This window comes from Saccharopolyspora sp. NPDC002376, assembly GCF_053593195.1.
The window spans coordinates 45022-67333 of the sequence record NZ_JBSFBZ010000043.1 but is presented as its reverse complement, the minus strand read 5'-3'; the positions used below and the strand labels follow the sequence as shown (position 1 = coordinate 67333).

The 22312-nt window shown below is 70.5% G+C and carries 22 protein-coding genes; 7 read left to right on the top strand and 15 right to left on the bottom strand.

The annotated features are described in order from the left end of the window. Positions 1-401 precede the first annotated feature (401 nt). From purE to ACWCO2_RS25680, 3 genes are all read right to left on the bottom strand, one after another. Complete coding sequence (gene purE, locus ACWCO2_RS25690; RefSeq protein ID WP_450130324.1) at positions 402-890, bottom strand: 5-(carboxyamino)imidazole ribonucleotide mutase; 489 nt, start codon at positions 888-890, stop codon at positions 402-404. Between the two features lie 52 nt (positions 891-942). After that, positions 943-2127 carry a 5-(carboxyamino)imidazole ribonucleotide synthase gene (locus ACWCO2_RS25685; RefSeq protein ID WP_450130322.1) on the bottom strand — a complete coding sequence of 395 codons (1185 nt, stop codon included), beginning with the start codon at positions 2125-2127 and terminating at the stop codon, positions 943-945. 163 nt (positions 2128-2290) lie between these two features. Then, positions 2291-3094, bottom strand: a complete 804-nt coding sequence (locus ACWCO2_RS25680) for a hypothetical protein (protein ID WP_450130321.1) — start codon at positions 3092-3094, stop codon at positions 2291-2293. 194 nt (positions 3095-3288) lie between these two features. On the opposite strand from ACWCO2_RS25680, the gene ACWCO2_RS25675 reads away from it, so the two are divergent. Beyond that, the gene (locus ACWCO2_RS25675) at positions 3289-5706 is read left to right on the top strand and encodes a sigma-70 family RNA polymerase sigma factor (RefSeq protein WP_450130320.1); all 2418 of its coding nucleotides are present in this window, start codon (positions 3289-3291) and stop codon (positions 5704-5706) included. Between the two features lie 62 nt (positions 5707-5768). Beyond that, positions 5769-6293, top strand: coding sequence for a GtrA family protein (locus ACWCO2_RS25670; protein ID WP_450130319.1), 525 nt, complete (start codon positions 5769-5771; stop codon positions 6291-6293). A 15-nt stretch (positions 6294-6308) separates the two neighbouring features. Here the strand turns inward: ACWCO2_RS25670 and ACWCO2_RS25665 are convergent, their stop codons facing one another. Both ACWCO2_RS25665 and ACWCO2_RS25660 read right to left on the bottom strand, forming a co-directional pair. Next, positions 6309-7583, bottom strand: coding sequence for an ATP-binding protein (locus tag ACWCO2_RS25665; protein ID WP_450130318.1), 1275 nt, complete (start codon positions 7581-7583; stop codon positions 6309-6311). Positions 7584-7589: 6 nt separating this feature from the next. Next, positions 7590-8264: a response regulator transcription factor gene (locus tag ACWCO2_RS25660; RefSeq protein ID WP_450130317.1), complete on the bottom strand. Its 675-nt coding sequence runs from the start codon at positions 8262-8264 to the stop codon at positions 7590-7592. A 205-nt stretch (positions 8265-8469) separates the two neighbouring features. On the opposite strand from ACWCO2_RS25660, the gene hisN reads away from it, so the two are divergent. Further along, entirely contained in the window at positions 8470-9243 is a 774-nt protein-coding gene (hisN, locus tag ACWCO2_RS25655; RefSeq protein ID WP_450130316.1) for a histidinol-phosphatase, read from the top strand. A gap of 16 nt (positions 9244-9259) precedes the next feature. Here hisN and ACWCO2_RS25650 read toward each other — a convergent pair whose 3' ends face one another. From ACWCO2_RS25650 to ACWCO2_RS25630, 5 genes are all read right to left on the bottom strand, one after another. Further along, positions 9260-11059: a DUF2339 domain-containing protein gene (locus ACWCO2_RS25650; RefSeq protein ID WP_450130315.1), complete on the bottom strand. Its 1800-nt coding sequence runs from the start codon at positions 11057-11059 to the stop codon at positions 9260-9262. Between the two features lie 78 nt (positions 11060-11137). Then, complete coding sequence (locus tag ACWCO2_RS25645) at positions 11138-11443, bottom strand: hypothetical protein (RefSeq protein ID WP_450130314.1); 306 nt, start codon at positions 11441-11443, stop codon at positions 11138-11140. Then, on the bottom strand, positions 11440-13884 hold the full coding sequence (locus tag ACWCO2_RS25640) for a glycohydrolase toxin TNT-related protein (RefSeq protein WP_450130313.1): 2445 nt from the start codon (positions 13882-13884) through the stop codon (positions 11440-11442). Before ACWCO2_RS25640 ends, ACWCO2_RS25645 begins: the two co-directional genes overlap by 4 nt. Before the next feature lie 5 nt (positions 13885-13889). Beyond that, the gene (locus ACWCO2_RS25635) at positions 13890-14210 is read right to left on the bottom strand and encodes a WXG100 family type VII secretion target (RefSeq protein WP_450130312.1); all 321 of its coding nucleotides are present in this window, start codon (positions 14208-14210) and stop codon (positions 13890-13892) included. 5 nt (positions 14211-14215) lie between these two features. Beyond that, positions 14216-14674 carry a YbaB/EbfC family nucleoid-associated protein gene (locus ACWCO2_RS25630; RefSeq protein WP_450130311.1) on the bottom strand — a complete coding sequence of 153 codons (459 nt, stop codon included), beginning with the start codon at positions 14672-14674 and terminating at the stop codon, positions 14216-14218. 384 nt (positions 14675-15058) lie between these two features. Here ACWCO2_RS25630 and ACWCO2_RS25625 point away from each other — a divergent pair, with 384 nt between their 5' ends. Next, complete coding sequence (locus ACWCO2_RS25625; RefSeq protein ID WP_450130310.1) at positions 15059-15502, top strand: MaoC family dehydratase; 444 nt, start codon at positions 15059-15061, stop codon at positions 15500-15502. A 109-nt stretch (positions 15503-15611) separates the two neighbouring features. Here ACWCO2_RS25625 and ACWCO2_RS25620 read toward each other — a convergent pair whose 3' ends face one another. The 4 genes from ACWCO2_RS25620 to ACWCO2_RS25605 form a co-directional block, all read right to left on the bottom strand. Next, entirely contained in the window at positions 15612-16253 is a 642-nt protein-coding gene (locus ACWCO2_RS25620; RefSeq protein WP_450130309.1) for an adenosylcobinamide amidohydrolase, read from the bottom strand. Continuing rightward, positions 16250-17200 (bottom strand): hydroxymethylglutaryl-CoA lyase, encoded by a 951-nt coding sequence (locus tag ACWCO2_RS25615; RefSeq protein ID WP_450130308.1) that lies wholly within the window; start codon positions 17198-17200, stop codon positions 16250-16252. The genes ACWCO2_RS25620 and ACWCO2_RS25615 overlap by 4 nt, the downstream gene beginning before the upstream one ends. Continuing rightward, positions 17200-17715: a PH domain-containing protein gene (locus ACWCO2_RS25610; RefSeq protein ID WP_450130307.1), complete on the bottom strand. Its 516-nt coding sequence runs from the start codon at positions 17713-17715 to the stop codon at positions 17200-17202. Before ACWCO2_RS25610 ends, ACWCO2_RS25615 begins: the two co-directional genes overlap by 1 nt. Positions 17716-17793: 78 nt before the next feature. Then, positions 17794-18621, bottom strand: a complete 828-nt coding sequence (locus ACWCO2_RS25605; protein WP_450130306.1) for a biotin--[acetyl-CoA-carboxylase] ligase — start codon at positions 18619-18621, stop codon at positions 17794-17796. 75 nt (positions 18622-18696) lie between these two features. Between ACWCO2_RS25605 and ACWCO2_RS25600 the strand changes: the two genes are divergently transcribed. From ACWCO2_RS25600 to ACWCO2_RS25590, 3 genes are all read left to right on the top strand, one after another. Then, positions 18697-19017: a nucleotidyltransferase family protein gene (locus tag ACWCO2_RS25600; protein ID WP_450130305.1), complete on the top strand. Its 321-nt coding sequence runs from the start codon at positions 18697-18699 to the stop codon at positions 19015-19017. Beyond that, positions 19014-19358: a HepT-like ribonuclease domain-containing protein gene (locus ACWCO2_RS25595; RefSeq protein ID WP_450130304.1), complete on the top strand. Its 345-nt coding sequence runs from the start codon at positions 19014-19016 to the stop codon at positions 19356-19358. The genes ACWCO2_RS25600 and ACWCO2_RS25595 overlap by 4 nt, the downstream gene beginning before the upstream one ends. Before the next feature lie 79 nt (positions 19359-19437). Beyond that, positions 19438-21342 (top strand): Xaa-Pro dipeptidyl-peptidase, encoded by a 1905-nt coding sequence (locus ACWCO2_RS25590; RefSeq protein WP_450130303.1) that lies wholly within the window; start codon positions 19438-19440, stop codon positions 21340-21342. Between the two features lie 51 nt (positions 21343-21393). Here ACWCO2_RS25590 and ACWCO2_RS25585 read toward each other — a convergent pair whose 3' ends face one another. Continuing rightward, positions 21394-22107, bottom strand: a complete 714-nt coding sequence (locus ACWCO2_RS25585) for a heparin lyase I family protein (RefSeq protein WP_450130302.1) — start codon at positions 22105-22107, stop codon at positions 21394-21396. Positions 22108-22312 lie beyond the last annotated feature (205 nt).

Below are 22312 nucleotides of genomic sequence, written 5' to 3'. Positions count from 1 at the left end.
ATTTTCAGGCCGTGAAGCTCCGGGGAGCATTTCCTCTGTTCGCTTTCTTATGTCGGTAACTCTAGCAGGCCCATTTTCCGGTGTTTCAGGGGGGGTCACTTTCGTTTCCCGTTCCCGTTTCGTTATCTCCCGGATATCGAACCAGTTTAGAGTTATCAACCGCGAAAGCGATTCGCATTTTCAAAGTCTTCGTTTCAGAGCCAGGCCAGCCTACCACTCGTTTGTGGAGACTTGGTCGTGACCCCGCGTCAGGCCCGTTCCGGTTTTCCCGGCCCGTGTCGCGCTGACCTGGATAACATTACACACCCCGAAACACCCCCTGAACACCACCCCCACTTAATGGCAAAACCCCAGGTGAGACCGGGTTTTTCCGGCTTCGCCTGGGGTTCGCCAGTCAGGGGTCAGGAACGGGCTGCCTTCTCCTGGAGGGCGGCGTCCTTGTCGAGGACCATGCTTTCGAGGTCCGACTGGAACTTCGCCATGTCCGCGCGGAGGCGGGCACCGAGTTCTCCGGAATCCGCAGCGAGCGTGCGGACCGCGAGCAGTCCCGCGTTGCGGGCTCCGCCGACCGACACCGTTGCCACCGGAACACCCGCCGGCATCTGCACGATCGACAGCAGCGAGTCCATGCCGTCGAGGTGCTTCAGCGGAACCGGGACACCGATCACCGGCAGGACCGTCGCCGAGGCGACCATGCCCGGCAGGTGGGCGGCACCGCCCGCACCGGCGATGATCACGCGGATTCCGCGGTCGGCCGCGGTCCGGGCGTAGTCCAGCATCCGCTGCGGAGTGCGGTGCGCGGAGTAGACGCCGACCTCGAAGGGCACGTCGAACTCGGTGAGCGCATCTCCGGCCGCCTGCATCACCGGCCAGTCGGAGTCGCTGCCCATGATCACGCCGACCAGCGGGTTCTCGCCTGCCACGCTCGGACCTCTCTTCACGTCAGTGGATCTCGTAGCCGTCCAGCCACTCGGCGTGCGACAGCCAGTGCGCCGCCAGCCGAGCCTGCTCCCGCACTTCTTCCATGCGGTCGCCGAGGACGGTGATGTGGCCGAGCTTGCGGCCAGGCCGTTCGCTCTTGCCGTACAGGTGCACCTTCGCGTGCGGGTAGCGCGCGAAAAGGTGGTGCAGCCGCTCGTCCACGCTCATCGTCGGTTCGGTCGGCGAGCCGAGCAGGTTCGCCATGACCACCGCGGGCGCGGTCAGCTCGGTGGCGCCCAGCGGGTAGTCCAGGACCGCGCGCAGGTGCTGCTCGAACTGCGAGGTCCGCGCGCCTTCGATCGTCCAGTGGCCGGAGTTGTGCGGGCGCATCGCCAGCTCGTTGATCACCAGGCCGTCGTCGGTCTCGAACAGCTCGACCGCGAGCACGCCGGTGACGCCGAGCGATTCGGCGACCTTCAGCGCGAGCTGCTGGGCCTCCTCGACCAGTTTCTGGCCGGCGTCCGGAGCCGGGGCCAGGACTTCGACGCAGATGCCGTCTTCCTGAACCGTCTCGACCAGCGGCCAGACCGCACCTTGTCCGAACGGCGAGCGCGCAACCAGTGCGGCGAGCTCACGGCGCAGCGGCACGCACTGCTCGACGAGCAGCGGTGCACCGCCTTCCAGCAGTTCGGCAACGGTTCGCTCGGCACCATCTGGAGTGTTGAGCATCCACACGCCGCGGCCGTCGTATCCGCCGCGGGCGGTCTTGAGCACGCACGGCCAGCCGTGCTCGGCGCCGAACTTCAGGACGTCGGCGACCTCGGTGACCTCGGCGAACGGCGGCACCGGCAGGTCGAGCTCGGCGAGCTTGCGGCGCATCACGAGCTTGTCCTGGGCGTGCAGCAGCGCATCCGGTCCGGGCTGGACGGACACGCCTGTCGCGGCCAGGGCTCGCAGGTGATCGCCGGGGACGTGCTCGTGATCGAAGGTGATCACGTCGCAGCCCTGCGCGAAGTTCTTCAGCGCTTCGAGATCGGTGTGGTGGCCGATCTCGACGTTCGGCGAAACGAGGGCGGCTGAGTCGTCCTTCGAGGTGACGAGCACCTTCAACGACTGCCCCAACGGGATCGCGGCCTGGTGGGTCATCCTCGCCAGCTGGCCGCCACCGATCATGCCGACAACTGGGGTTCCGGTCCGGTGGTCCACGCCGTCAGAGTAGAGCTGCGCAGGCCACACACCTGCGCCGGCACCTACCAGAGCGACCCGCATCACACAGAATTTGTCTCCGGATTCCTTTTGCGCAGCGATGCAGGTAGCGGAACCTCAGCGCCCCGCCTGGACTCCGGGTCCCGCCCTTATGCATGCCAGGTCAGAGCGAGGCCAGAAGGGCGCATGCCCCTTCGTGGTCGACGGGCAGCGGTTCCTGCCTGATTCGAACCTCGCGGCCAACCTGCAGCGACGGATCCGCTGCGAGGCGGTGTTCGATCATGCGGCGGGCGTGGAGCCAGCGAGCCGAGAGCTGCGGGGTGCGCTTGGTCAGCACCGCTGCGGTGGCCGAGCGTAAGAGGGACACCGTCTCCCCCGCGTCGAACGCCGTCCGCAGGACGTCGGCGATCAGCACCATCCCCATCATCCGCGAGTAGCCGTCGGCCGGTCCGTCGAGCGAGACCGCGAGCAGGGCGTAGTCCTCGCTCGCCGACCTGCCTCGGGCCCGCGCTTCCCGGTACACCTCGTGCAACCGGGTGCGCAGGTAGCCGGTCGTGGTGAGGCCGGTCAGCGGGTCCTCGACCTCGTGCCCGACCGACAGCCGCGCGATCACGTCGGCCCAGCCCAGCGCGGTGGTGCGCACCATCGCTGTCGGCACCACGTCCGGGTCCGCTGACACGAGCCCGTCGTGGGCCCCGGTCGCGACCGCGTGCAGCGCTGCCAGGTCTTGCAGCGTTCCGGCCAGGCCGACGCCGGCTTCCGCCCGCGCAGCGCCCAGGTCCGTCAACGGGTCCACCAGGTCCTTGTCCGAGACGACCGCCGCGCACACCACGTCCACCGCGTCCGAGGCCCAATCGCTCGGAAACGGCCACCCAGCGGCAAGACTGGCGGTTCGCCAGCGCGACCGCAGGGCCCGCTGGCGACCCTGCGCGACCGTCGCATCACACTTGAGCGGCCACTCCCTCATTCGCAACGCCCTCCTTCGACTCCCTGTCATCGGGACGGAGCAATGAGTCGCCCATGACGGTGCAGGGGATGACGTCATCAATGGGATCTAGATCACAATCGATCCAACGGCGTCATGGCTGCACCGACCGGGACTCCCTAAGTCGGCAGCTCTGTCGGCAGATCTAGAGTCTCCCGCGGGGAGGAAGGTGCGGCGTGGCGACAATTCCGGCGGAAGTCCAGGGGCCCAGCGATGGGGAACTCCTGGAAGAAGTCCGCAGCGGCTCGTCAGCCGCGTACGCGCAGCTCTACGAACGACACGTCGGCGCGGCCTACAACATGGCCCGCCAGGTCGCCAAGTCCGCCGCTGAGGCCGATGACCTGGTGTCCGAGGCGTTCGCCAAGGTTCTCGACACCCTGCGCGACGGCCGCGGCCCGAACACCGCATTCCGCGCGTACCTGCTCACCGCGCTGCGGCACACCGCTTACGACCGCACCCGCCGCGAGCGGAAGGTGCAGCTCGCCGACGACGTGACGGAGGTTTCCGGCGCGGACGTCAGCGTGCCGTTCACCGACACCGCCGTCGCCGGGTTGGAGCGCACCCTCGCCGCGCAGGCGTTCGCGCGGTTGCCCGAGCGCTGGCAGACCGTGCTCTGGCACGTCGAGGTGGAAGGCCAGACTCCGGCGCAGGTCGCGCCGCTGCTCGGGTTGACGCCGAACGGCGTGTCCGCCCTCGCCTACCGCGCCCGCGAGGGCCTTCGGCAGGCGTACCTGCAGGTGCACCTCGGGCAGTTGGACGACGCCGAGTCCGGGGTCGAGCACTGCCGGGCGACGGTGGACCGGCTTGGCGCGTGGACGCGTCGCGGTCTGTCGAAGCGGGAGACCGCGCAGGTCGAGTCGCACCTCGACAGCTGCGACCGGTGCCGGGCGCTGGCCGCGGAGCTCGCCGACGTCAACGGTGCGCTGCGGGTCATCATCGCGCCGCTGGTGCTCGGGGCATCCGCCACCGGTTACCTGGCCGTTTCTTCTTCCGGCGGCGCAGCTGCCGGAGCGTTGGCCGCGGGGAGCGCGTCCGGCGCTGCCGGAGCGGCGGGCGCAGCCAGCTCCGGGCCGCGGCAGGCGATCATCGCCGGGGCAGCGACCTCGGTGCTGGTCGCCGCGGTCGCCATCGCCATGACTTCCGGAACCGACCAGACCGTTCCGCTGGCGGCTGAGCCGCCGCCCGCCGTCGAACCTGCGCCGCAGCAACCGCCGCCCCCGGCACCGCAGCCGCCAGCGCCGCTTCCGCCTGCACCGCAGCAGCCACCGGCGCCGAGCCCCGCGCCGCCGCCTCCGGCACCGCAGCCACCGGCGCCGTCTCCAGCTCCGCCACCACCGGCGACGCCTTCGCTCAACGCGTCCGGTCCGGGACAGCCGATCCATCTGGACGCTGGTGGGGTCCCGGTCGATCTGCCGATCACCGTGAGCAACAGCGGTTCGGGCGACTCGGAGCCGGTCACCGCCGAGCTGGACCTGCCGCCGGGGGTTTCCGCGAAGCTGCCCGGTGCGATGTCGTCGTCCGGGCCCGCCTCGACCACTCCGCAGAGCACGTCGATGCTGCGCGCTCAGCCGCCGGGCTCGCCGACGGTGAGCTGCGAGACCACCCGGTCGACCACCACCATCTGCACCACCGACCGCGGGCTGCGGCCCGGCGAGTCGTTCACCTTCAACTTCCAGGTGCGCGCCAACGAGTCCTCCAACGGGGGCGAGATCATCGCCAACATCTCCGCCGGTACCGCGATCGAGCTGCACCTGGACGCGGTGCCGATCGTGGTCAAGCCGCCGGCGCCGGTGAACGGGATCGACCTGCTGGCCTGGGGCTGGTCGCACATGCCCTGGGCGGACAGCAAGATCGCCATGACGGTCCGCAACACCGGGACCAGCACCGGACGCGCGGAAGCGGTCGCCGAGATCCCGGAGGGCGTGCAGGCACAGGCCGTACCGCCGCAGTGCGACGTGGCGCCGGACCAGCGCCGGGTTCGCTGCGCCCAGGACCTCGCGCCCGGTGCCTCGTTCACCAGTGCGGTGTGGCTGACCGCCGTGCCGGACTACCCGCAGCCCGCTGCTGACCAGCCGCGGAGCGGGGACATGATTTCCCGGGACGTGACGGTTCCGGTGACCGCTCGGCTCGGCTCGGCGAGCCAAAGCCAGCTGGTGACGGTGCCGCTGTGGTCGCCGGCACCGAAGCCGCCGGAACCGCCGAAGCCGCCGGAGTGCTGGTGGTCCTGGTGGCCGCTGGGCTGGAACCACAACCGGCCGCCGTGGTTCCCGTCCGATCACGGGGACCCGTGGCACTGCTGGTGGCCGGAGCCCGCGGTCCCGTCGCTGGATCCGCCGACGACGACGTCCGCAACGAAGCCGACCACCGAGGACCCGACGAGCACGCGTCCGACGACGGTGCCGCTGACCAGCACGGCGCCGCCCACGACGTCGACCCCGCCGACGACGAGCGCTCCGCCAGAGACGACTCCGCCGACCTCGACGACGACGCCGCCCAGCAGCACCGCGCCACCGTCCAGTTCGGAGGCTCCTAGCAGCAGCGCACCGCCGTCGTCGAGCACGACACGCCCGCACGAGGGTCCGCAGCCCAGGTGAATCAGGGCTCGGGTTCCGACGACTGGCGCTGTCCGGACAGCCCAACTACGTAGACTCGGGCTGTGTCCGTCGTCGATTCGGTGCTGGCCCGTGTCCCGCAGCAGTACCGGCAGCTCGCGATCCGGCATCGCGAGCTGTTGAAGTTCGGCATCATCGGCGGGATCACCTTCATCATCGACACCGGCATCTTCTACGCGCTGAAGCTGACCGTGCTCTCGCCCAAGCCCGTGACCTCGAAGGTCATCGCGGTGCTGGTCGCGACGATGGTGTCCTACTGGCTCAACCGGGAGTGGTCGTTCCGCACCCGCGGCGGCCGGCAGCGGCACTCCGAGGCGACGCTGTACTTCGTGATCAGCGCGATCGGGGTCGGGCTGTATTCGGCGCCGCTGTGGGTGTCCCGGTACGTGCTGCACCTGCAGACGCCGTACACCAGCCGCTTCGTCGAGGAGATCGCCGACTTCACCGCGGCGCAGATCGTCGGGTTGCTGCTCGGCATGGCGTTCCGCTGGTGGGCGTTCCGCAAGTGGGTGTTCCCCACCGAGCAGGCGAAGCAGGCTCAGGACCGCGACCGCATACCGGTCAGCTGACTTCGCACGCGCGGGTCAGCGCGGGGTGGGTTCGGACTTCCAGGGCAGGCCGAGGACGTCGTCAGCTCGGGCCACCGGGAGGAAGACCTCGAACATCGCCGGGCGGGCCTGGCTGAGTTCGAGGCGACCGCCGTCGGCTTCGACCAGGGCTCGGGCCAGCGCCAGGCCGACGCCGGTGGAGCCGTGGCCGGAGAAACCCCGCTCGAAGACGTAGGGCACCAGTTCGTCCGGGACACCGGAGCCCGCGTCGCTGACCTCGACGACGACGGTTCCGCCGCCTTGCCGCGCTGCGAGGGTGACGGTGCCTTCGCCATGCCGGAGCGCGTTGTCGAGCAGGACGCCGATCGTTTCGCGCAGGCGGGTGGGCGTGACGCGGGCCAGCAGCTCTTCCTCCACCTTCAGCCGCAGGGTGCGGCCTTCGGCCTTCAACGGTTCGCGCCACTCAGCCGCCACGTCGGAGAGCAGCGTTGAGATGTCGAGGGGTTCGGCGTCGCGGGCGCGTGCGGCGGTGGCTGCGGCGAGCAGGTCGTCGAGGACTCCGGAGAGGCGTTCGGCCTGCTCAAGAGCTGCGCCTGCTTCCTCCGCCACTTCCGGGTCGTCCGTCGCTGCCAGCGTTTCCAGCCGCAGGTGCATGGCGGTCAGGCGGCTGCGGAGCTGGTGCGACACGTCGCCCACCAGCTCGCGTTCGCGCTGGACCAGTTGCGACAGCGCGGCGCCGGAGGCGTCCAGTGCATCCGCGACCCGGTCCAGCTCGGGGACCCGGTGGCGCTGCGGGTCGGCTCGGAAGTCGCCCGCGCCGAGGCGCGCCGCGCGGGCCGCGACGTGGCGGAGCGGGTCGGACAAGCGTCGCGCAGTCACCGACGCCACGATCATCCCGGTACCTGCGGAGAGGACCACCAGCAGCAGCACCAGGCCGGCGACCTGGATCTGCTGGGTTCGCACGGGACCGCTCGGCGCGGCGATCGTCACCGTGCCGCTCTGCACCATCGGCACGCTCTCGACCAGCGGGTGCTCGCCGGGGTCGGGGCCGTAGGCGTAGTCGTGGGCTTGGGTGCGCACGATCAGTCGCGCGCCGTCGGGCACCGCCAGCCGTGCCGCGTTGAGGTCCACCGGGCGTTGGGCGGCGATCTGCTCGTCGAGCAGCGTCGCGATCTGCTGAGCGCGGGTGGACAGGTCGTTGACCGTGATGTCCTGGACGAGCTTGAGCGCGCTGAACCCCAGCGGCAGCCCGAGGACGACAGCGGTGACGGCGACGGCCAGCAGCGTGGCCTGCAGGATTCGACGGCGCATCGCGGGTCAGTCCGCGTTGAAGCGGAACCCGACACCGCGCACGGTGGCGATGCGGGTCTCGTCCAGCCGGCCGTTGCTGTCGCTGAGCTTCCGGCGCAGCCAGGAGATGTGCATGTCCAGCGTCTTGCTGCCCTTGCGGTCGGACTCCGGCCAGACCTCCTCGAGGATCTCCTCGCGGGTCACCACCTGGCCGGCGTGCTGCATGAGCACCCGGAGCAGCTCGTACTCCTTGTTCGCCAGCTGCACCTCGTGCTCGTCGACCAGCACCCGGCGGGCCGCCAGGTCGAGGCGGACGCCGGAGGCCTCCAGCGTTTCCGGGGCACCGCGGCGGAGCAGGGCGCGGATGCGGGCCATCAGCTCGGCGAGCCGGAACGGCTTGGCCACGTAGTCGTCGGCGCCCGCGTCCAAGCCGACGACGAAGTCGACCTCGTCGGTGCGGGCGGTCAACATCAGCACCGGCAGGCCGCGGCCCTGCGCGCGCAGCCGGCGGCACACCTCCAGACCGTCCATCTCCGGCAGTCCGAGGTCCAGCACCAGCAGGTCGATCCCGCCGGAGGCGGCGGCGCGCAGCGTCGAAGGGCCGTCCTCGATCACCTGGACGGTGTATCCCTCGCGTTGCAGCGCCCTGGACAGCGGCACAGCGATGGCCGGGTCGTCTTCTGCCAGCAGCACCACGCTCACACCACCAGCCTAGAGCCTGTCCCCGAGGCCCCTTTGCGTAACGGTCCGAGTAGCGCTTTCCACGACGAACTCGATTTGCGCGGCGGTGCGGCTGAACGCCTTCGACGTTTCACCTCGAAAGGTCGGCGATCAACGCCGGCGAAAGGTGATCGCGTCCGGTGTCCTGGCTGCCGATGACGCTGAGCTGCGGACTAGGGTGCCTGGCGTGACCAGCGATCTCGACCTCGCCCTGCACCTCGCCGACGTCGCCGACGGCATCACCAGCAGCCGGTTCCGGGCACGGGACCTGAGCGTGGACCGCAAGCCCGACCGGACTCCGGTCACCGACGCCGACCTCGCGGTGGAGGACGCGGTGCGCGAGGTGCTCGCCGAGCACCGGCCGGACGACGTCGTCGCCGGGGAGGAGCGCGGCGGTTCGGCGGGCGAAGGCCGGGCGTGGGTGCTCGACCCGATCGACGGCACGAAGAACTTCCTGCGCGGCGTTCCGGTGTGGGCGACGTTGATCGCGCTGGTCGACGGTGGTCGTCCGGTGATCGGCGTGGTCAGCGCCCCGGCGCTGGGCAAGCGCTGGTGGGCGGAGACCGGGGCTGGCGCCTGGTGCCGGACCGGTGAGGCGGAGCCGGAGCGGATCTCGGTGTCCGGGGTTCGCGACCTCGGCGACGCGTACGTGTCGACCACTCACCTCGGAACCTGGGTGGAGCACCACTCGCGGGAGTCCTACCTGCGGTTGGTCGACGCCTGCTGGGAGAACCGGGCGTTCGGCGACTTCTGGCAGCACTGCCTGGTTGCCGAGGGCGTTATCGACATCGCCGCGGAGCCGATCGTGAACCCGTGGGACGTCGCGGCGGCGCAGGTCCTGGTGACCGAAGCCGGCGGCACCTTCACCGACCTGACCGGCACCCCGCGCTACGACAACGGAACCGCCCTGTCCACCAACGGCCACCTGCACACCGAGGCGCTCACCCTCCTCGAGCGCTGAGCCCCGCCCCGGGGGGTTAGGGCTTGAGGAGGCGGGCGTAGCGGGAGCCTGCTGCCAGGAGGATCAGGCCCGCGCAGAGGAAGGCGATCACTCGGGCGACGCCGTCGAGGGTGGCGAGGTCGAAGAGCAGGAGCTTCGCGAGGGACGCCGCGATCAGGACCAGGCCTGCGATGCGCAGGTGCTTGACCTGGACTCCACGCAGCAGGAGGGCGATCGCCGCGATCACCCAGCTCAGGGTGATCAGGATGTGCGCGGTGAGGAAGCCGTTGCGGGTGTCGGCCACCAGGAGGCAGGCCGCCATCGTTGCGCTCGCCGTTCCGTAGAGCAGCGCCAGGCCCGTTGCCGACCACAGCGGCAGCGACTTCGGGAACTTCTCGATCCGGACCGCCGATGCAGGCAGGACGATCGCGGCGGCTGCGATCAGCAGTCCGCACAGTAGGCCCTCGATGCCGGGGGCGTAGCCGTGCCAGAACAGCGCGGCGAGCGGGACCTCGTTGAACAAGGCGAGCAGGAAACCGAAGGTCGCATAGCAAGCCGCGCCGAGCAGCACACCTGCGCTGCGCAGCACGAACGCGCCGATACTCAACAGCAGCGCCTCGCACAGCAACGCCGTTGCCCAGCTCGAGGAGTCCAGCACGGTCAGCGTCGTCTGCACCGCCGCGACCGCGGCCATCGCGCCGACCGCTGCCATGAAGCGGGGCGACAGCCAGTTCCGGAACGCCGGGGCGAACCGGGCCACCGCCCAGATCGCCAGCAGCAGCACGGTAGTTCCGCCGCCCAGCAGGCCAGCGGCCGGGCGTTCCAGCAGCAGCGGTCCGGCCAGGAACGCTGGGGTCGGCGCGGCGATGAGCAGTCCGATCGAGGTCCGGTCGGCTTCCGGTCGCGCGCCGGCGGTAATCGCGGCGATCGCCACGCCCAGCAGCACGGCCAGGCTGATCGCGACCACGAGGATCGGGTCGTAGAAGACGACACCCCAGGCCGCAGCGACCAGGGCCGCCAGGACCACGGGGATGCCGGAGGCCAGCGCCAGCGACGGCCAGCCGCGCCGGACCTGCACCGGTGCCGCCGCGACCTGCAGCAGGACCAGGAAGCCGACGAGCAGCGAGTTCGGCAGCTGGGTGATCATCGGCGCGCAGATCGCCGAGCTCAGCACCACACCCAGCGCCAGCGGACGCGCCTGCCAGCGGTCGGCGAGTGCCAGTCCGGCGACGCTGACGAGCAGTCCGGCACCCAAGCCGATCGGCACGGACACGAAACCGTAGAGCGCGGTGGCCGCGACCACGTCCAGGAACAGCGCGGCGAAACCGGTCGTGGCGAGGGCGAACGCCGCGATCAGACTGGCATCGCCGGTCTCCTCCCCCTTCGACCTGCGGTGCATCCACCACGCGGCCGCGACCAGAAGTCCAGCGAGAACGGCACCGCCGGCGATCCGCGCGCCCGGCCCGAGCCAGTCCTGCTGCACGGCGAGGACCAGGAGGAACACCACGCCCAGCAACGTCACGCCGGCACCGACCCAGGCGAGCACGCGGCTCGGTTCAAGGTTGAGCTGGCGGCGCTGGCGAGGTGGCTGCTGTTGCGCGAGCCCCGGGTACGGCGGCATCGGAACCTGCGGCTGCGCTGACTGCTGCGGCGCGGTTACCGGGACCTGCTGCGTCGGCTGCGCCGCTGGAGCAGCCTGCGGTGCAGGGGCTTGCGGGGCGAGCTGCGTCGCGGCTTGAGCCTGCACCATGCTGCCCAGGTAGGTCAGCCGCTGGCCGATGGCGTTGAGCTCGCCCGCGACCAGCTGGAGCGTTTCACCTGGCGATGGTTGCGACATTCCACCACGGTGTGGCAAACACGCCGGTCAGGCCATCGGTAGCACTACTCAGTTGCGATCACGACTACGTCTCGCTGGTCACGCCCGCCGCGACGGAGTGCCCTGCGGCGGTGTGCTGGTCGCGTCGACCGGGCCGACCACGCCGCGCAACGCCTGGGTCCAGGTCAGCCGACCGAACAGGTAGAAGCAGGCGACCTGCTCATTGCTGAACCGGGCCCAGTCGTAGCGGTTGCCCTGCTCCTTCCAGAAGACCTCCCACGCCGGTGTCCCGTCGCGCTCGTCGCGCACCAGGCACCAGGCGTCGTCGGCCTCCGCGCCGATCGACACGAGCCCCTCCGGGACGCCCATCGCCACCAGCCAGCCCAGCACGGACTCGGTGTTCACTTCTCGGCCTCCTGCTGCACCTCGTCGTCCTGGTCCGCCTCGGCGGTCTCCTCGGGTTCGACCTGCGCGGTCGAGCTCATCGGCACGGTCCCGCGCGGCTCGCCTTCGATCAGCTCCGGCGCGGTCTCCACCGGGGTGATCTGGAAGGTCGACTCCACCACTTCGGCTTCCGCACCGCCCTCGACGGCATCGCGCTCGAGGCGCATGGTCACCGCCTCGGCGGCCTCGCGCGCCGGGGTCAGCTCCACGAGGTAACCGAGTCCGACCAGGTCGTCCAGCGAGTACGTCGCGCGGTAGCGGACACCGCCGCCCGTCTGCGCGAACCACGGAGCCGTCACCGACTGCCACACCGGCAACCGGCGCATCACCCGATACCTGCGGTACTCCCGCTCGGCGTGCGAAGGGGGCAGCGACCGCTGGCCGAACGACGTGGCCACCGCGAACGCGAGGCGCCCGGCGCCGCCGCCCAAGCAGTCCAGCACCGTGTCCGGCTCCAGCACCACCGGCTCCGCCGGTTCCACGCCGCCTTCCGGGTGCTCGGCCACTGGCGGCCACACGTGCTCGCCGCGCCCGCTGAACCGGCGCTCCCACTCGACCTCGCTGAACTCGCCCAGCGGATCGTGCTTCGCGATGAGCTCCGCGGGCAGCTGCGCCGGTTCACCGCGCTCCTCGCGATCGCGTCGCGCAGCCGCGTACACCTCCGCCGACCCCACCCGCGGCAGCGCGTCGCCGTCCTCGACCAGGTGCGACTCCGGATGGTCCTGCGGCGGGAAGTTCAGGCCCGGCCGAGCCGGATCCTCCGGCGGAGTCGGCAGCTGCCGACTCGCCTTGCTCGCCGCGACCGGCATGTAGCCGATCGGGAACTGGTGCAGCACGAACGCGACGACGTCCGCGTTGCGACCGCCCTGCCGCAACGGCCGCTGAGCCGCCTCCGGCGCAGGCTGCGCGGGCGGCTGCTGCGGAGCAGGAAGCGGACGCAGTGGAGAGCGCTGCGCTGGGTTCTTCATCTGCTGCTGAGCCGGTTGCTGCTGCTGTTGCTGGACCTGCTGCTGGGGTTGCTGTTGGGGTTGCTGTTGGACCTGCGGAGCGGGGACCGCGCCGAAGGCGCCCCGCGGAGCGGCCATCGGTGGCCGGGCCGGCGGCGGAGCCGCGGTCGGCGGCTGCGCAGCCGGAGGCGCGCCGGGTGGCGGCGCCACGAAGTGGCCCCCACCGGCGGGCGCAGGCGGCGGTGGAGCCGCCGGGGCGAAGCCCGGCTGCGGCGCAGCCGCGTTCGGGGGCAGCGGAACCTGCGGAGCCTGCGGCGAAGCCCAGGCGGAGTGAACCGCGTGCGGAGCGGTGCTGGAGGCGGGGTCGTCGCCGGGCGTCCAGCCCGGGCGGGGGGTGCTCACCGGGATCGGGCCGGTTCCGGCGTCGGCGATGCCGGGCGCCCAAGAGCCGGGGTTGATCTTGACCGGACCGGTGTGCTCGCCGTCCGCCTGCCAGCCGGCGGCGGGCTGGGCCACCGCCGAGATCCCGTCCTGCGCATCTGCCGCCACACCCCCGACCGTTCCGCGGCCGATGTGTCCCGCCGCGCTGCCAACATCTTCCGCAACGCCTCCGGTGGTCTCGTGACCGACCCTGCCGACGTCGCCGACAGCGCCTCCGGCGTGCTCGGCAACACCGCCGACCACGTCACCCGCGGCACGACCGGTATCGCCGATAGCACTCTCCGCGACGAAACCGACCGCATCGCCCGCAGTTCGGCCGACACCTTCAACAGCACCGCCACCGGTGTGACCGACGTCTTCAACCGCACCGCCCGCGGCATGGCCGACGCCTGCGACGGCATCGCCCGCACCGGCAACCACGCCACCTGCGGATTCCACAGTGGACGACGCCGTGTTCAGCGCGGTGCCGCCGAGGTCGCTGAGCGCCGAGCGGCTTCCGCCCGGTTCCACCAGCACACCGCTGCTCGGGTCCACCGCCGAGGTCAAGGTCTTGTGCAGCTGCGCCACGTTCGCCGAGGCACCCTGCACCGCCGAGTCCACGGCGGCGAGCGCCTGCGGGTGTCCGGCGGCCGCAGCTTGTTCGGCCACGTCGGTCTGCTTCGCCAGCGTCACCAGCTCGCGCACCATCTGGACCTTCGCCGCGCCGACCTGCTCGGCCGCGTGGTCCAGGCGGTCCGCTGCCGCGTGGCACTGCTTCACCGACGCCGGCAGCACGCCGTCGTCGGACACGAAGCCGTCCCACTCCCGGCTCGCCGCCTGCGCCGCCTCACCGTCGAAGGCCTGCAGCGCACCCTGCGCCACGCTGTCCGCGTTGCCGGCCAAGCCGTCGATCGACTTCGCGGCGTCTCGCCACGCCGTCGCGGACTCGCGCATCGCGTCCTCGTCGGCCTCCGGCCACTGGGCGCCCGCGCGCGCGGCCACGTCCCGGAGTTCGGCGGGAAGTTCGATGCCCACCGCGCTCACCCCCCTCCGGCGATTCGTCTGAGCTCTTCGGCGTTGGCCGCGTCGACCTGCTTCGTGGTGTCCGCGACGGCCGCGAACTTCGATCCCATGCCGCGCAGCCGCTCCGACATCCCGCCGAGGTCGGACAGCGCCTGCTCCGCCGGGCCGCAGTGGGCCCGCGCGAAGCTCGCGCCGATCTCGTCACCGCCCCAGCAGTCACCGGCCGACTCGACCGCCTGGTGCAGCGCGTCGGCGATCTTCTGCGCCTGGCCCGCGAGGTCGTCGAACTCGCCGGCGTGCTTGCTCAGCTGCCCGAGGTCGCTGCGGAATCCGCTCATGACCATCACGTCCGTTTCGTCGGGCTGTGCTGCAACCAGCTCGCGTCCGAGAAGTCCTCATCCTCGGCAACATCATCGTCGATGGGCCGCGATTCGTTGCGCAGCACCGATTCCGACTCGCCGTCGACGTGTCCGCCCAGCAGCAGTTCCGGATCGGTGTCCGCCGGCAAGACCTCGGCGAGCACGTCGGCAGCTCGCCGGGCCGCGGCCTGCGCGGCCTTCGCGCTCAGCTCGGCGATGGTCGCGGCGAGCTGAGCGGGACGCAGCTTGTCGTAGACGTCGTTGGCCAGCATCACCTCGCGGAGCTCTCCCCGCGGGCCGACCGCGACCTGCACGCGACCGTCGCCGGAGACGGCGGTCTCGGCGATGGCAGCCAGCTCCCGGTGCGTTTCGGCGAGGCGGTCCCGACTGCGTTGGTAGTCCGCCATCAACTCGGCCACCTGGGCCTGGTGATCGCTCGGCACGGCCGCTCCCCTCCCCTGTTCGGTGGTCGGGCTTGTTCGCCGGTCGGACCTCGCAGCTGATGCGGCGAAGCCCGGCTCGACACGGCAAAGCGGTCGTCCACGGCCCGGTGAACCGCAGACCGCACGTCGCGACTTGGACGTGCCCCGCAGCGCAGATGGTTCCACGTCGCCTTCACCTTATTTCCCGCCGAGCCGGGCAGGACACCGGAATGTCCGAAACATCCCGATACAGCCTGTGATCACCGTCTCGACCGACGCCAGATCTGACTCCGAACTCGTTCCGCGTAGCGGCGCAAGTTGCTTGCGTGGACTAAGCGGCTGCGCCGCTTCGAAGACAAAAGGATCAAAACTGGGGTCGAGGGCATGCTCTGAGAGCATGGGGAGATGGCGACCATCGCGTACGAAGACCTGACCCCCGGCCGGACCTTCGACCTGGGCGAGGTGAAGGTGGACCGGGCGGAGATGCTGGCCTTCGCCGAGCGCTTCGACCCGCAGCCGTTCCACCTCGACGAGGAAGCCGGGCGGAACTCGGTGCTCGGCGGGCTGTGCGCCTCCGGGTGGTTCACCGCGTCGCTGTGGATGCGCGGTTACGTGGACCACGTGCTGGCCAACTCGACGTCGCAGGGCTCGCCGGGCGGCAACGAAATTGCCTGGCTGGCCCCGGTGTTCCCCGGTGACGTGCTGCAGCTGGGCATGGAGGTCAACAGCCAGCGGCGGTCGCAGAGCAAGCCGAACCTGGGTCTGGTGGAGATCACCGGCACGGCCGATCGCGACGGCGAGCGCGTGCTGCGCTTCACCTTCGTCGCGATGTTCGGCACCCGCGACTGACCGAAGCGCGGGAGGCGGCTCCCAATTTTAGGGAAATTTGGGAGCCCCTGGTCCGGCGCACGGTTGGGAGCTTCCAAATTTAGGGAAATTCGGACGAGCCCCGTACAGATCAAATCTGGCCGTGGCGGGGGTTTTCGATGCGGAGGCCTGCCGTTACCGCTGCGTGGACCGCGCGGGCCAGGGACGCTCCGATGCGGGAGCGGGGGCCTCCGTAGAGCTCGGGTTCGCCCTCCTGAGGGCAGAGGATCGCCGTCGCGTCGGTGACCGTTCCGGTGCCCGCGACGCCCGATTCCACCAGGGCCTGGGCCTTGGCCTCCGCCACCGTCGCCACCGCGTTGACCAGCGCTGCTTCGGTGAGGCGCACCGGTGACCAGCAGACCGCGTTGATCGTGCCGGGCTTCCAGGTCCGCACTTCTTCCGGCGCCGCCGCCCAGACCGGCGCGTTGACCCCGGTCGTCACGCTCGCCTGCACTCCGCCGTCCACCGCGGTGACCTCGTGGCGCACGTCTACCGCGGTCATCAGGCCGATGCCGTCGCCGGAAAGTCCCAGTTCGGCGGCCATCTCACCGGCGTGGGTCGTCGGGTCGGGGTGGGCGTAGTCGGTCACCACGGTGGCGTTGAGCACCCAGTTCCGCAGGCCGATGCCGCCGCCGCGGGGCGCCGAGGAGATCGCCAGCCACGGCAGGGCGCAACGCCAGACCAGCACCGGCCGGTCCTGCACGGTGTGCAGGACCGGACTCGGCGCCGTCACGAGCTCAGCGCCTTGACCACGCGCGACGGGCTGGGACGACCCAGCTGCTCGGCCATCCAAGCGCTGGTCTCGACGAGTTTGCCGAGGTCGACGCCGTGCTTGATGCCCAGGCCGTCGAGCATCCAGACCAGGTCCTCGGTCGCGAGGTTGCCGGTCGCCGACTTCGCGTACGGGCAGCCGCCCAGGCCACCCGCGGAGGAGTCCACAGTGGATACTCCGAGCTGGAGGGCCGCGTAGGTGTTGGACAGCGCCTGGCCGTAGGTGTCGTGGAAGTGCACCGCCAGGCGGTCCACCCCGATCCCGGCCGCGACGAACCCGCGCAGCAGCGCCGACACGTGACCCGGCGTGGCCACACCGATGGTGTCGCCCAGCGACAGCTGGTCGCAGCCCATCTCCAGCAGGCGTTTGCCCACCGAGACGACCTGCTCGACCGGCACGGCGCCCTCCCACGGGTCGCCGAAGCACATCGAGACGTACCCGCGCACCGACAGGCCCTCGCCGACCGCGCGCTGCACCACCGGTTCGAACATGCCGAACTGCTCGTCCAGACCGCGGTTGAGGTTGCGCCGGGTGAAGGTCTCGGTGGCCGACGCGAAGATCGCGATGTCGCGGACCTGCGATTCCAGCGCGCGGTCCAGGCCTCGCGCGTTCGGCACCAGCACCGGGTAGCGGACGCCGGGCACGCGCTGCAGACCGGACAGCAGCTCAGCGGCGTCGGCCAGCTGCGGAACCCACTCCGGCCGCACGAAGCTGGTCGCCTCCAGCACCGACAGCCCGGCGTCGGCCAGGCGGTGCAGGAACTCCAGCTTCACCTCCACCGGGACGGCCTGCTTCTCGTTCTGCAGCCCGTCGCGCGGTCCGACCTCCCAGATCGTCACCGCGTCCGGCAGCTCGGCCGGCTCCGGCGCCGCCACCTGCATCGGCAGACCCAGTTCACGCGCGTCCATCAGCTCTCCCTGCGGTAGTCCCAGTCGTCCCGAGGATCGTCGTTGACCTCGCGGTAAAGCAAGGTGTGGACCTTCTCGACCTGCGGGATGTCGTCGAACTCCAGCGGCTCGTCCGAGGCGGACTCGACGACGAGGGTGCCGCAGCCCAGCATCCGGTCGATCAGACCGTGCCGGAAGCGCACCGAGTTGATCCGGGACATCGGGATGTCGATGCCGGTGCGGGTGAAGACACCCTCGCGGACCATCAGCCGGTGCGTGGTGACCACGAAGTGGGTGGTCCGCCAGCGCACCAGCGGCGCGAGGGTGAACCAGATGACCAGGATCGCACCGACGACCGCCAGCGCGATCCACGCTGGCAGATGCCAGGACATCGGGGCGAGCAGCGCCGCGGCGTAGGACCCGCCGCCCACGACGACGAAGAGGATCAGCACCGGGATGATCAGCATCTTCCAGTGCGGGTGCTTGTGCACGACCACGAACTCGTCCTCGCCGAGCAGGTCGTCTGGGTAGGCCACCGGGTCCCCTCCTCTAGCCGCATCGCGGATCCCCGATCACGTTACCGCCCGCAGTCGTCCGGATCCGGGCATCGCCGATCAAGCTCGCCGCACGTGAACGACATCACCCGCCGAGACAGCGGTCGTCTTGCCGCTGTCGGCGCGCACCACGAGCCGTCCTTCGCTGTCGATGTCGGTCGCGACGCCCCGCAGCTGCTCAGCTGGCCCGAGCTCGACGCGCACCTGCTGGCCCAGGGTGCTGCACAGCCGCCGGTACCGGTCGAGCAGTCCGTTGCTCACCACGTCGCCGGACGCCGCCCGCCAGAGGTCGTCCGCCTCGGCGAACGCCGTGAGCAATGCCACGGCGAACTCCTCCCGGTCGACCTCCGCGCCTTCGGCGGCCAGCGACGTCGCCGGGAGCCCGCCCGCGCCGCGCGGCAGTTCGTCGCGCTGCTGCAGCACGTTGATGCCCATGCCCAGGACCAGCGCCAGCCCGTCCGGCCCGGCGACCGCTTCGCCGAGGATCCCGGCCGCCTTCAGCCACTCCCCGTCACCGCCGAGGAGCAGATCGTTCGGCCACTTCATCGAGGCGAGCACGCCGGTCGTGCGCTGGACGGTCTCGGCGAGGGCGACGCCGGCGATCAGCGGTAGCCAGGACACCGCGGACTGCGGCACGTCGGGGCGCAGCAGGACGCTCACGAACAGCCCGCGGCCGCGCGGCGAGGTCCACTGGCGCTGCATCCGGCCGCGCCCGGCCTGCTGCTCCTCGGCGATCAGCACGGTCCGGTCGGCGGCACCGCGAGCGGCGGCGGCCGCCAGGTCGGTGTTGGTCGAACCGGTCACGGTCACCACATCGAGCGCGTTGTAAGGCCCGGCATCGACCAACCGCGCCCGCAACCGTCCGCCATCCAGCAGCACAGGAGTCACCGCCCCAGCCTATTCCGCGACTGGACCACCTTCCCGGGGAGTTGGAACACTGTGTCCCAGCAGAAGGGAGGGGCCATGACCTCGGTCATCGACGCGCCGCACCGCCGGATCACCCTCGACGAGGTCCGCGCGCACCGCGATGAGCTCTACCGGATCGCGGAAGAGCACGGCGTCAGCAACATCCGGGTGTTCGGCTCCGTCGCCCGCGGCGAAGCCGACGACGACAGCGACCTGGATCTGCTGATCGGCGTCTCGAGGGGCCACGGTTTCGTGGCGATGTCCGCCTTCGCCCTCGACGTCGAGGAGTTGTTGAACGTCTTCACCCAGGTTGCGACCCCGAACGGTCTGAAAGAACGGATCCGGGACGAAGTCCTCACCGAGGCGGTACCGGTTTGAAGCGCGCCACACCACAACGGCTCGCCGACATCATCGAGACCGTTGAAAGGATCCAGCGCTTCACACCAGCCGACGAAGCATCTTTAGCGCAGGACGAGGTCCTGCAGCACGCGCTGGTCAGGCTTGTTCAGATCGTCGGCGAGGCCTCCAACCACGTGGACAGAGCCGTTCAGCAAACCCACCCCGAAGTGCCGTGGCGCGCGATCATCGGGATGCGCAATCGCGTCGTGCACAGCAACTGGGAAGTCGACGTGCAAATCCTCTGGGACGTCGTGACGGTTGAAATCCCGAAGCTCCTCCCCCAGATCCGCGCGATCCTGGCCTCCGTCCAGAGCGAGTAGCGACCGGCACACTTTCGGCTGTGCCGGGTGGTGATCTTGGGTCGTAGGCTGCCGCCGAGATCTTCTCGGAGGTGGCACTTTGCGGAGAAGTCGCTGGTGGGCGCTGCCGTGCGCGGCGCTGGTGCTGTCCGGGGTCGCGCCCGCTGCGGCCGCCGAGCCAGCAGCGGAGCAGGTCCGGGACGGGCGCAGCCAGCCCGTCTTCACCGCCGACCCGGTGCTCGAGACGGTGTGGGTGGAGACCGGGCTGGACGGGGATGGCGACGGCGTCGTGGACCGGGTCGCCGCGGACGTCGTCCGGCCGTCGGGCACTGACCAGCCGGTTCCGGTGATCATGGACGCGAGTCCGTACTACTCGTGCTGCGGGCGCGGCAACGAGAGCGAGCTGAAGACCTACGACGAGCAGGGCCGTCCGGTCGGCTTCCCGCTGTACTACGACAACTACTTCGTGCCGCGCGGTTACGCGACCGTGCTGGTCGATCTGGCCGGCACCAACCGCTCCGAGGGGTGCGTGGACGTCGGCGGTCCGTCGGACATCACCTCGGCGAGGGCCGTCATCGACTGGTTGAACGGCCGCGCGCCCGGTTTCGACGCGCCGTCGGGCGGTGGCCAGGTCGATGCGGGCTGGTCCACCGGGAACGTCGGCATGATCGGCAAGTCCTACGACGGCACGATCGCCAACGGGGTGGCCGCCACCGGTGTGGAGGGGCTGCGCACGATCGTGCCGATCGGGGCGATCAGCTCCTGGTACGACTACTACCGCTCGGACGGCGTCTCCTTCGGCTTCGACCCGGCTGGGCTGGCCCGCACCGTCGAGGAGGGCGGCCGTCCGGACTGCGGCCCGGCCAAGCAGGAGCTCACCGACGGCGCGCCGGCCAACGGCGACGTGACTCCACTGTGGACCGGGCGGGACTACGTGCCGGGCGCGGACAAGACCACCGCCAGCGTGTTCGCGGTGCACGGCCTCGGCGACCTCAACGTCAAGACCGTCCAGCTCGGGCAGTGGTGGGACGCGCTGGCCGCGCACGACGTGCCGCGCAAGCTGTGGTTGAGCCAGACCGGGCACGTCGATCCGTTCGACTTCCGCCGCGCCGAGTGGGTCGACACCCTGCACCGCTGGTTCGACCGCTGGCTGCTGGACGTGGACAACGGGATCGAGCAGGAGCCCGCTGCCAGCATCGAGCGCGCTCCCGACGTCTGGGCCGACGAGCCGACCTGGTCCGGCGAGCTGACCGAGGACACCGTGCTCCACCCCCGCGAAGACGGGCTCGGACCGCAGCCCCAACCGGGCGGCACCGCGTCGTTCACCGATGATCCATCGCTGGACGAGTACGACTGGGCCGCCAACCCCGATCAGCCCTCGCCAGCCCGCGCGCTGTTCAGCACCGCTCCGCTGAGCCGCGACGTTCGAGTTGCCGGGACGGGGTCGGTCACAGTCACCGCCACGCCGAGCACACCGACAGCCCATCTGTCCGCGATGCTCGTCGACTACGGACCGGCCACCACCCGCGACTACCTCGGGCGAGGCGAGGGCATCCGCACGCTGCAGACCGAATCGTGCTGGGGAGAGAACCGCCCCGGCGACGACGCCTGCTACCGCGACACCGAGGCGACCACGCGCGACGTGGACTTCGAGATCATCTCGCGCGGTTGGGCAGACCTGGCCAACCACGAGTCGCTGTCGGAGGAGAAGCCGCTGGAGCCGGGCCAGCCGCAGACGATGACGTTCCGGCTGGCCACCACCGATCACGTGCTGCCCGCCGGACACCGGTTGGCGCTGATCATCGGCGGCACGGACAGCGCGTTCATCGTGGCACCGAGCCAGCCCGGCGAGATCGGCCTGGACCTGAACGCCACCTCGGTGACACTCCCGGTCGTCGGCGGCCTGCCCGCGGTGGCATCGGCCGGGATGGCCAAGCCGACCGTCCGCCCGGGCCACGTTCCGCCGCGTCCGAACGTCCAGCTCAACCGGGACGTCGCACCCTGACCGGAACCGTGCCGGTGACGTGCGATTTCGCGCGTCACCGGCACGGCTGGATCACGGTGCTGCGTCGGCGTACTCGGTGCCGATCTTCAGCGCGTCGATCTCGTTGACCACGTCGTCGTCCTCGGCTCCGTAGACGCCCCACTTCGGATGGTTCTCGCTGTCGAAGGTGCGGCACGCCCAGCGGTTGGAACCGTCGCTGAACGTCTGCTGCTCACCGTCGAACCAGAACTCCACCCAGCCGCCGGTGGTCTCGTCGGACAGGTGCAGTCCGAGGACGATGCTGTGCCACTCGCCAGCCTCGATCGGGTGCTCCCAGATGATGCGGGTCTCGTCGGGTTGGCGTTGCAGCAGCGACAGCTTGTCGTCGATGACCTTGAGGACGACCGGGTAGTTCTGGACGTGGCTGCCGTAGGACTTCCACTGGAAGGTGGCGTTGTTGTCGACGGTGCTGGACAGCTTGCTACGCCAGCCCAGGTAGTACGTGGAGCCGTTCTCGAAGTCGTACTCCTTGCCGTCGATGCTGATGCCACGGCTTTCGCACCGCCGGAGCCCGGCGGGCTTGTCGTAGCGCCAGACCGCGCCCTGCTCCGGGTCGTCGACCGCCGTGACGCTGCCCGGATCAGCGCATTCGGATCCGATGTGCGCGAAGACGCCGGTGCCGTTCGAGGCATCGCCGTCCCACACGACCGCCGCGGACGCCGGAGGCGCCGTCGCGAGCAAGAGCGCCGCCGCCACCAGGGCCACGGCGGGAGTTCTCCCGACCATGATCGTTCCCTTCCGGCGGCGGAAGGCCAGATCTACCGGAACCCCAGGTCCGGCGTCTACAGGTGTCACCCGAATCGCAGCACTGATCGCTCCACTGTGGACTGATGTTCCGCTGGTCATGCCCGTGAGCTCTTTGGGTTGCTACAGCGCGCCAAAGAGCTCACGGGCACCTAGCAGGCCGAACTGCATTCCGATCTCAGCGACC

What these genes read in the sequence shown, in the direction of transcription:
- ACWCO2_RS25615 (WP_450130308.1), bottom strand. Translation starts at nt 17,200, where the DNA reads ATGGACGCGCGTGAACTGGGTCTGCCGATGCAGGTGGCGGCGCCGGAG.
- ACWCO2_RS25600 (WP_450130305.1), top strand. Translation starts at nt 18,697, where the DNA reads ATGACCTCGGTCATCGACGCGCCGCACCGCCGGATCACCCTCGACGAG.
- ACWCO2_RS25585 (WP_450130302.1), bottom strand. Translation starts at nt 22,107, where the DNA reads ATGGTCGGGAGAACTCCCGCCGTGGCCCTGGTGGCGGCGGCGCTCTTG.
- ACWCO2_RS25680 (WP_450130321.1), bottom strand. Translation starts at nt 3,094, where the DNA reads ATGAGGGAGTGGCCGCTCAAGTGTGATGCGACGGTCGCGCAGGGTCGC.
- ACWCO2_RS25635 (WP_450130312.1), bottom strand. Translation starts at nt 14,210, where the DNA reads ATGAGCGGATTCCGCAGCGACCTCGGGCAGCTGAGCAAGCACGCCGGC.
- ACWCO2_RS25665 (WP_450130318.1), bottom strand. Translation starts at nt 7,583, where the DNA reads ATGCGCCGTCGAATCCTGCAGGCCACGCTGCTGGCCGTCGCCGTCACC.
- purE (WP_450130324.1), bottom strand. Translation starts at nt 890, where the DNA reads ATGGGCAGCGACTCCGACTGGCCGGTGATGCAGGCGGCCGGAGATGCG.
- ACWCO2_RS25625 (WP_450130310.1), top strand. Translation starts at nt 15,059, where the DNA reads ATGGCGACCATCGCGTACGAAGACCTGACCCCCGGCCGGACCTTCGAC.
- ACWCO2_RS25650 (WP_450130315.1), bottom strand. Translation starts at nt 11,059, where the DNA reads ATGTCGCAACCATCGCCAGGTGAAACGCTCCAGCTGGTCGCGGGCGAG.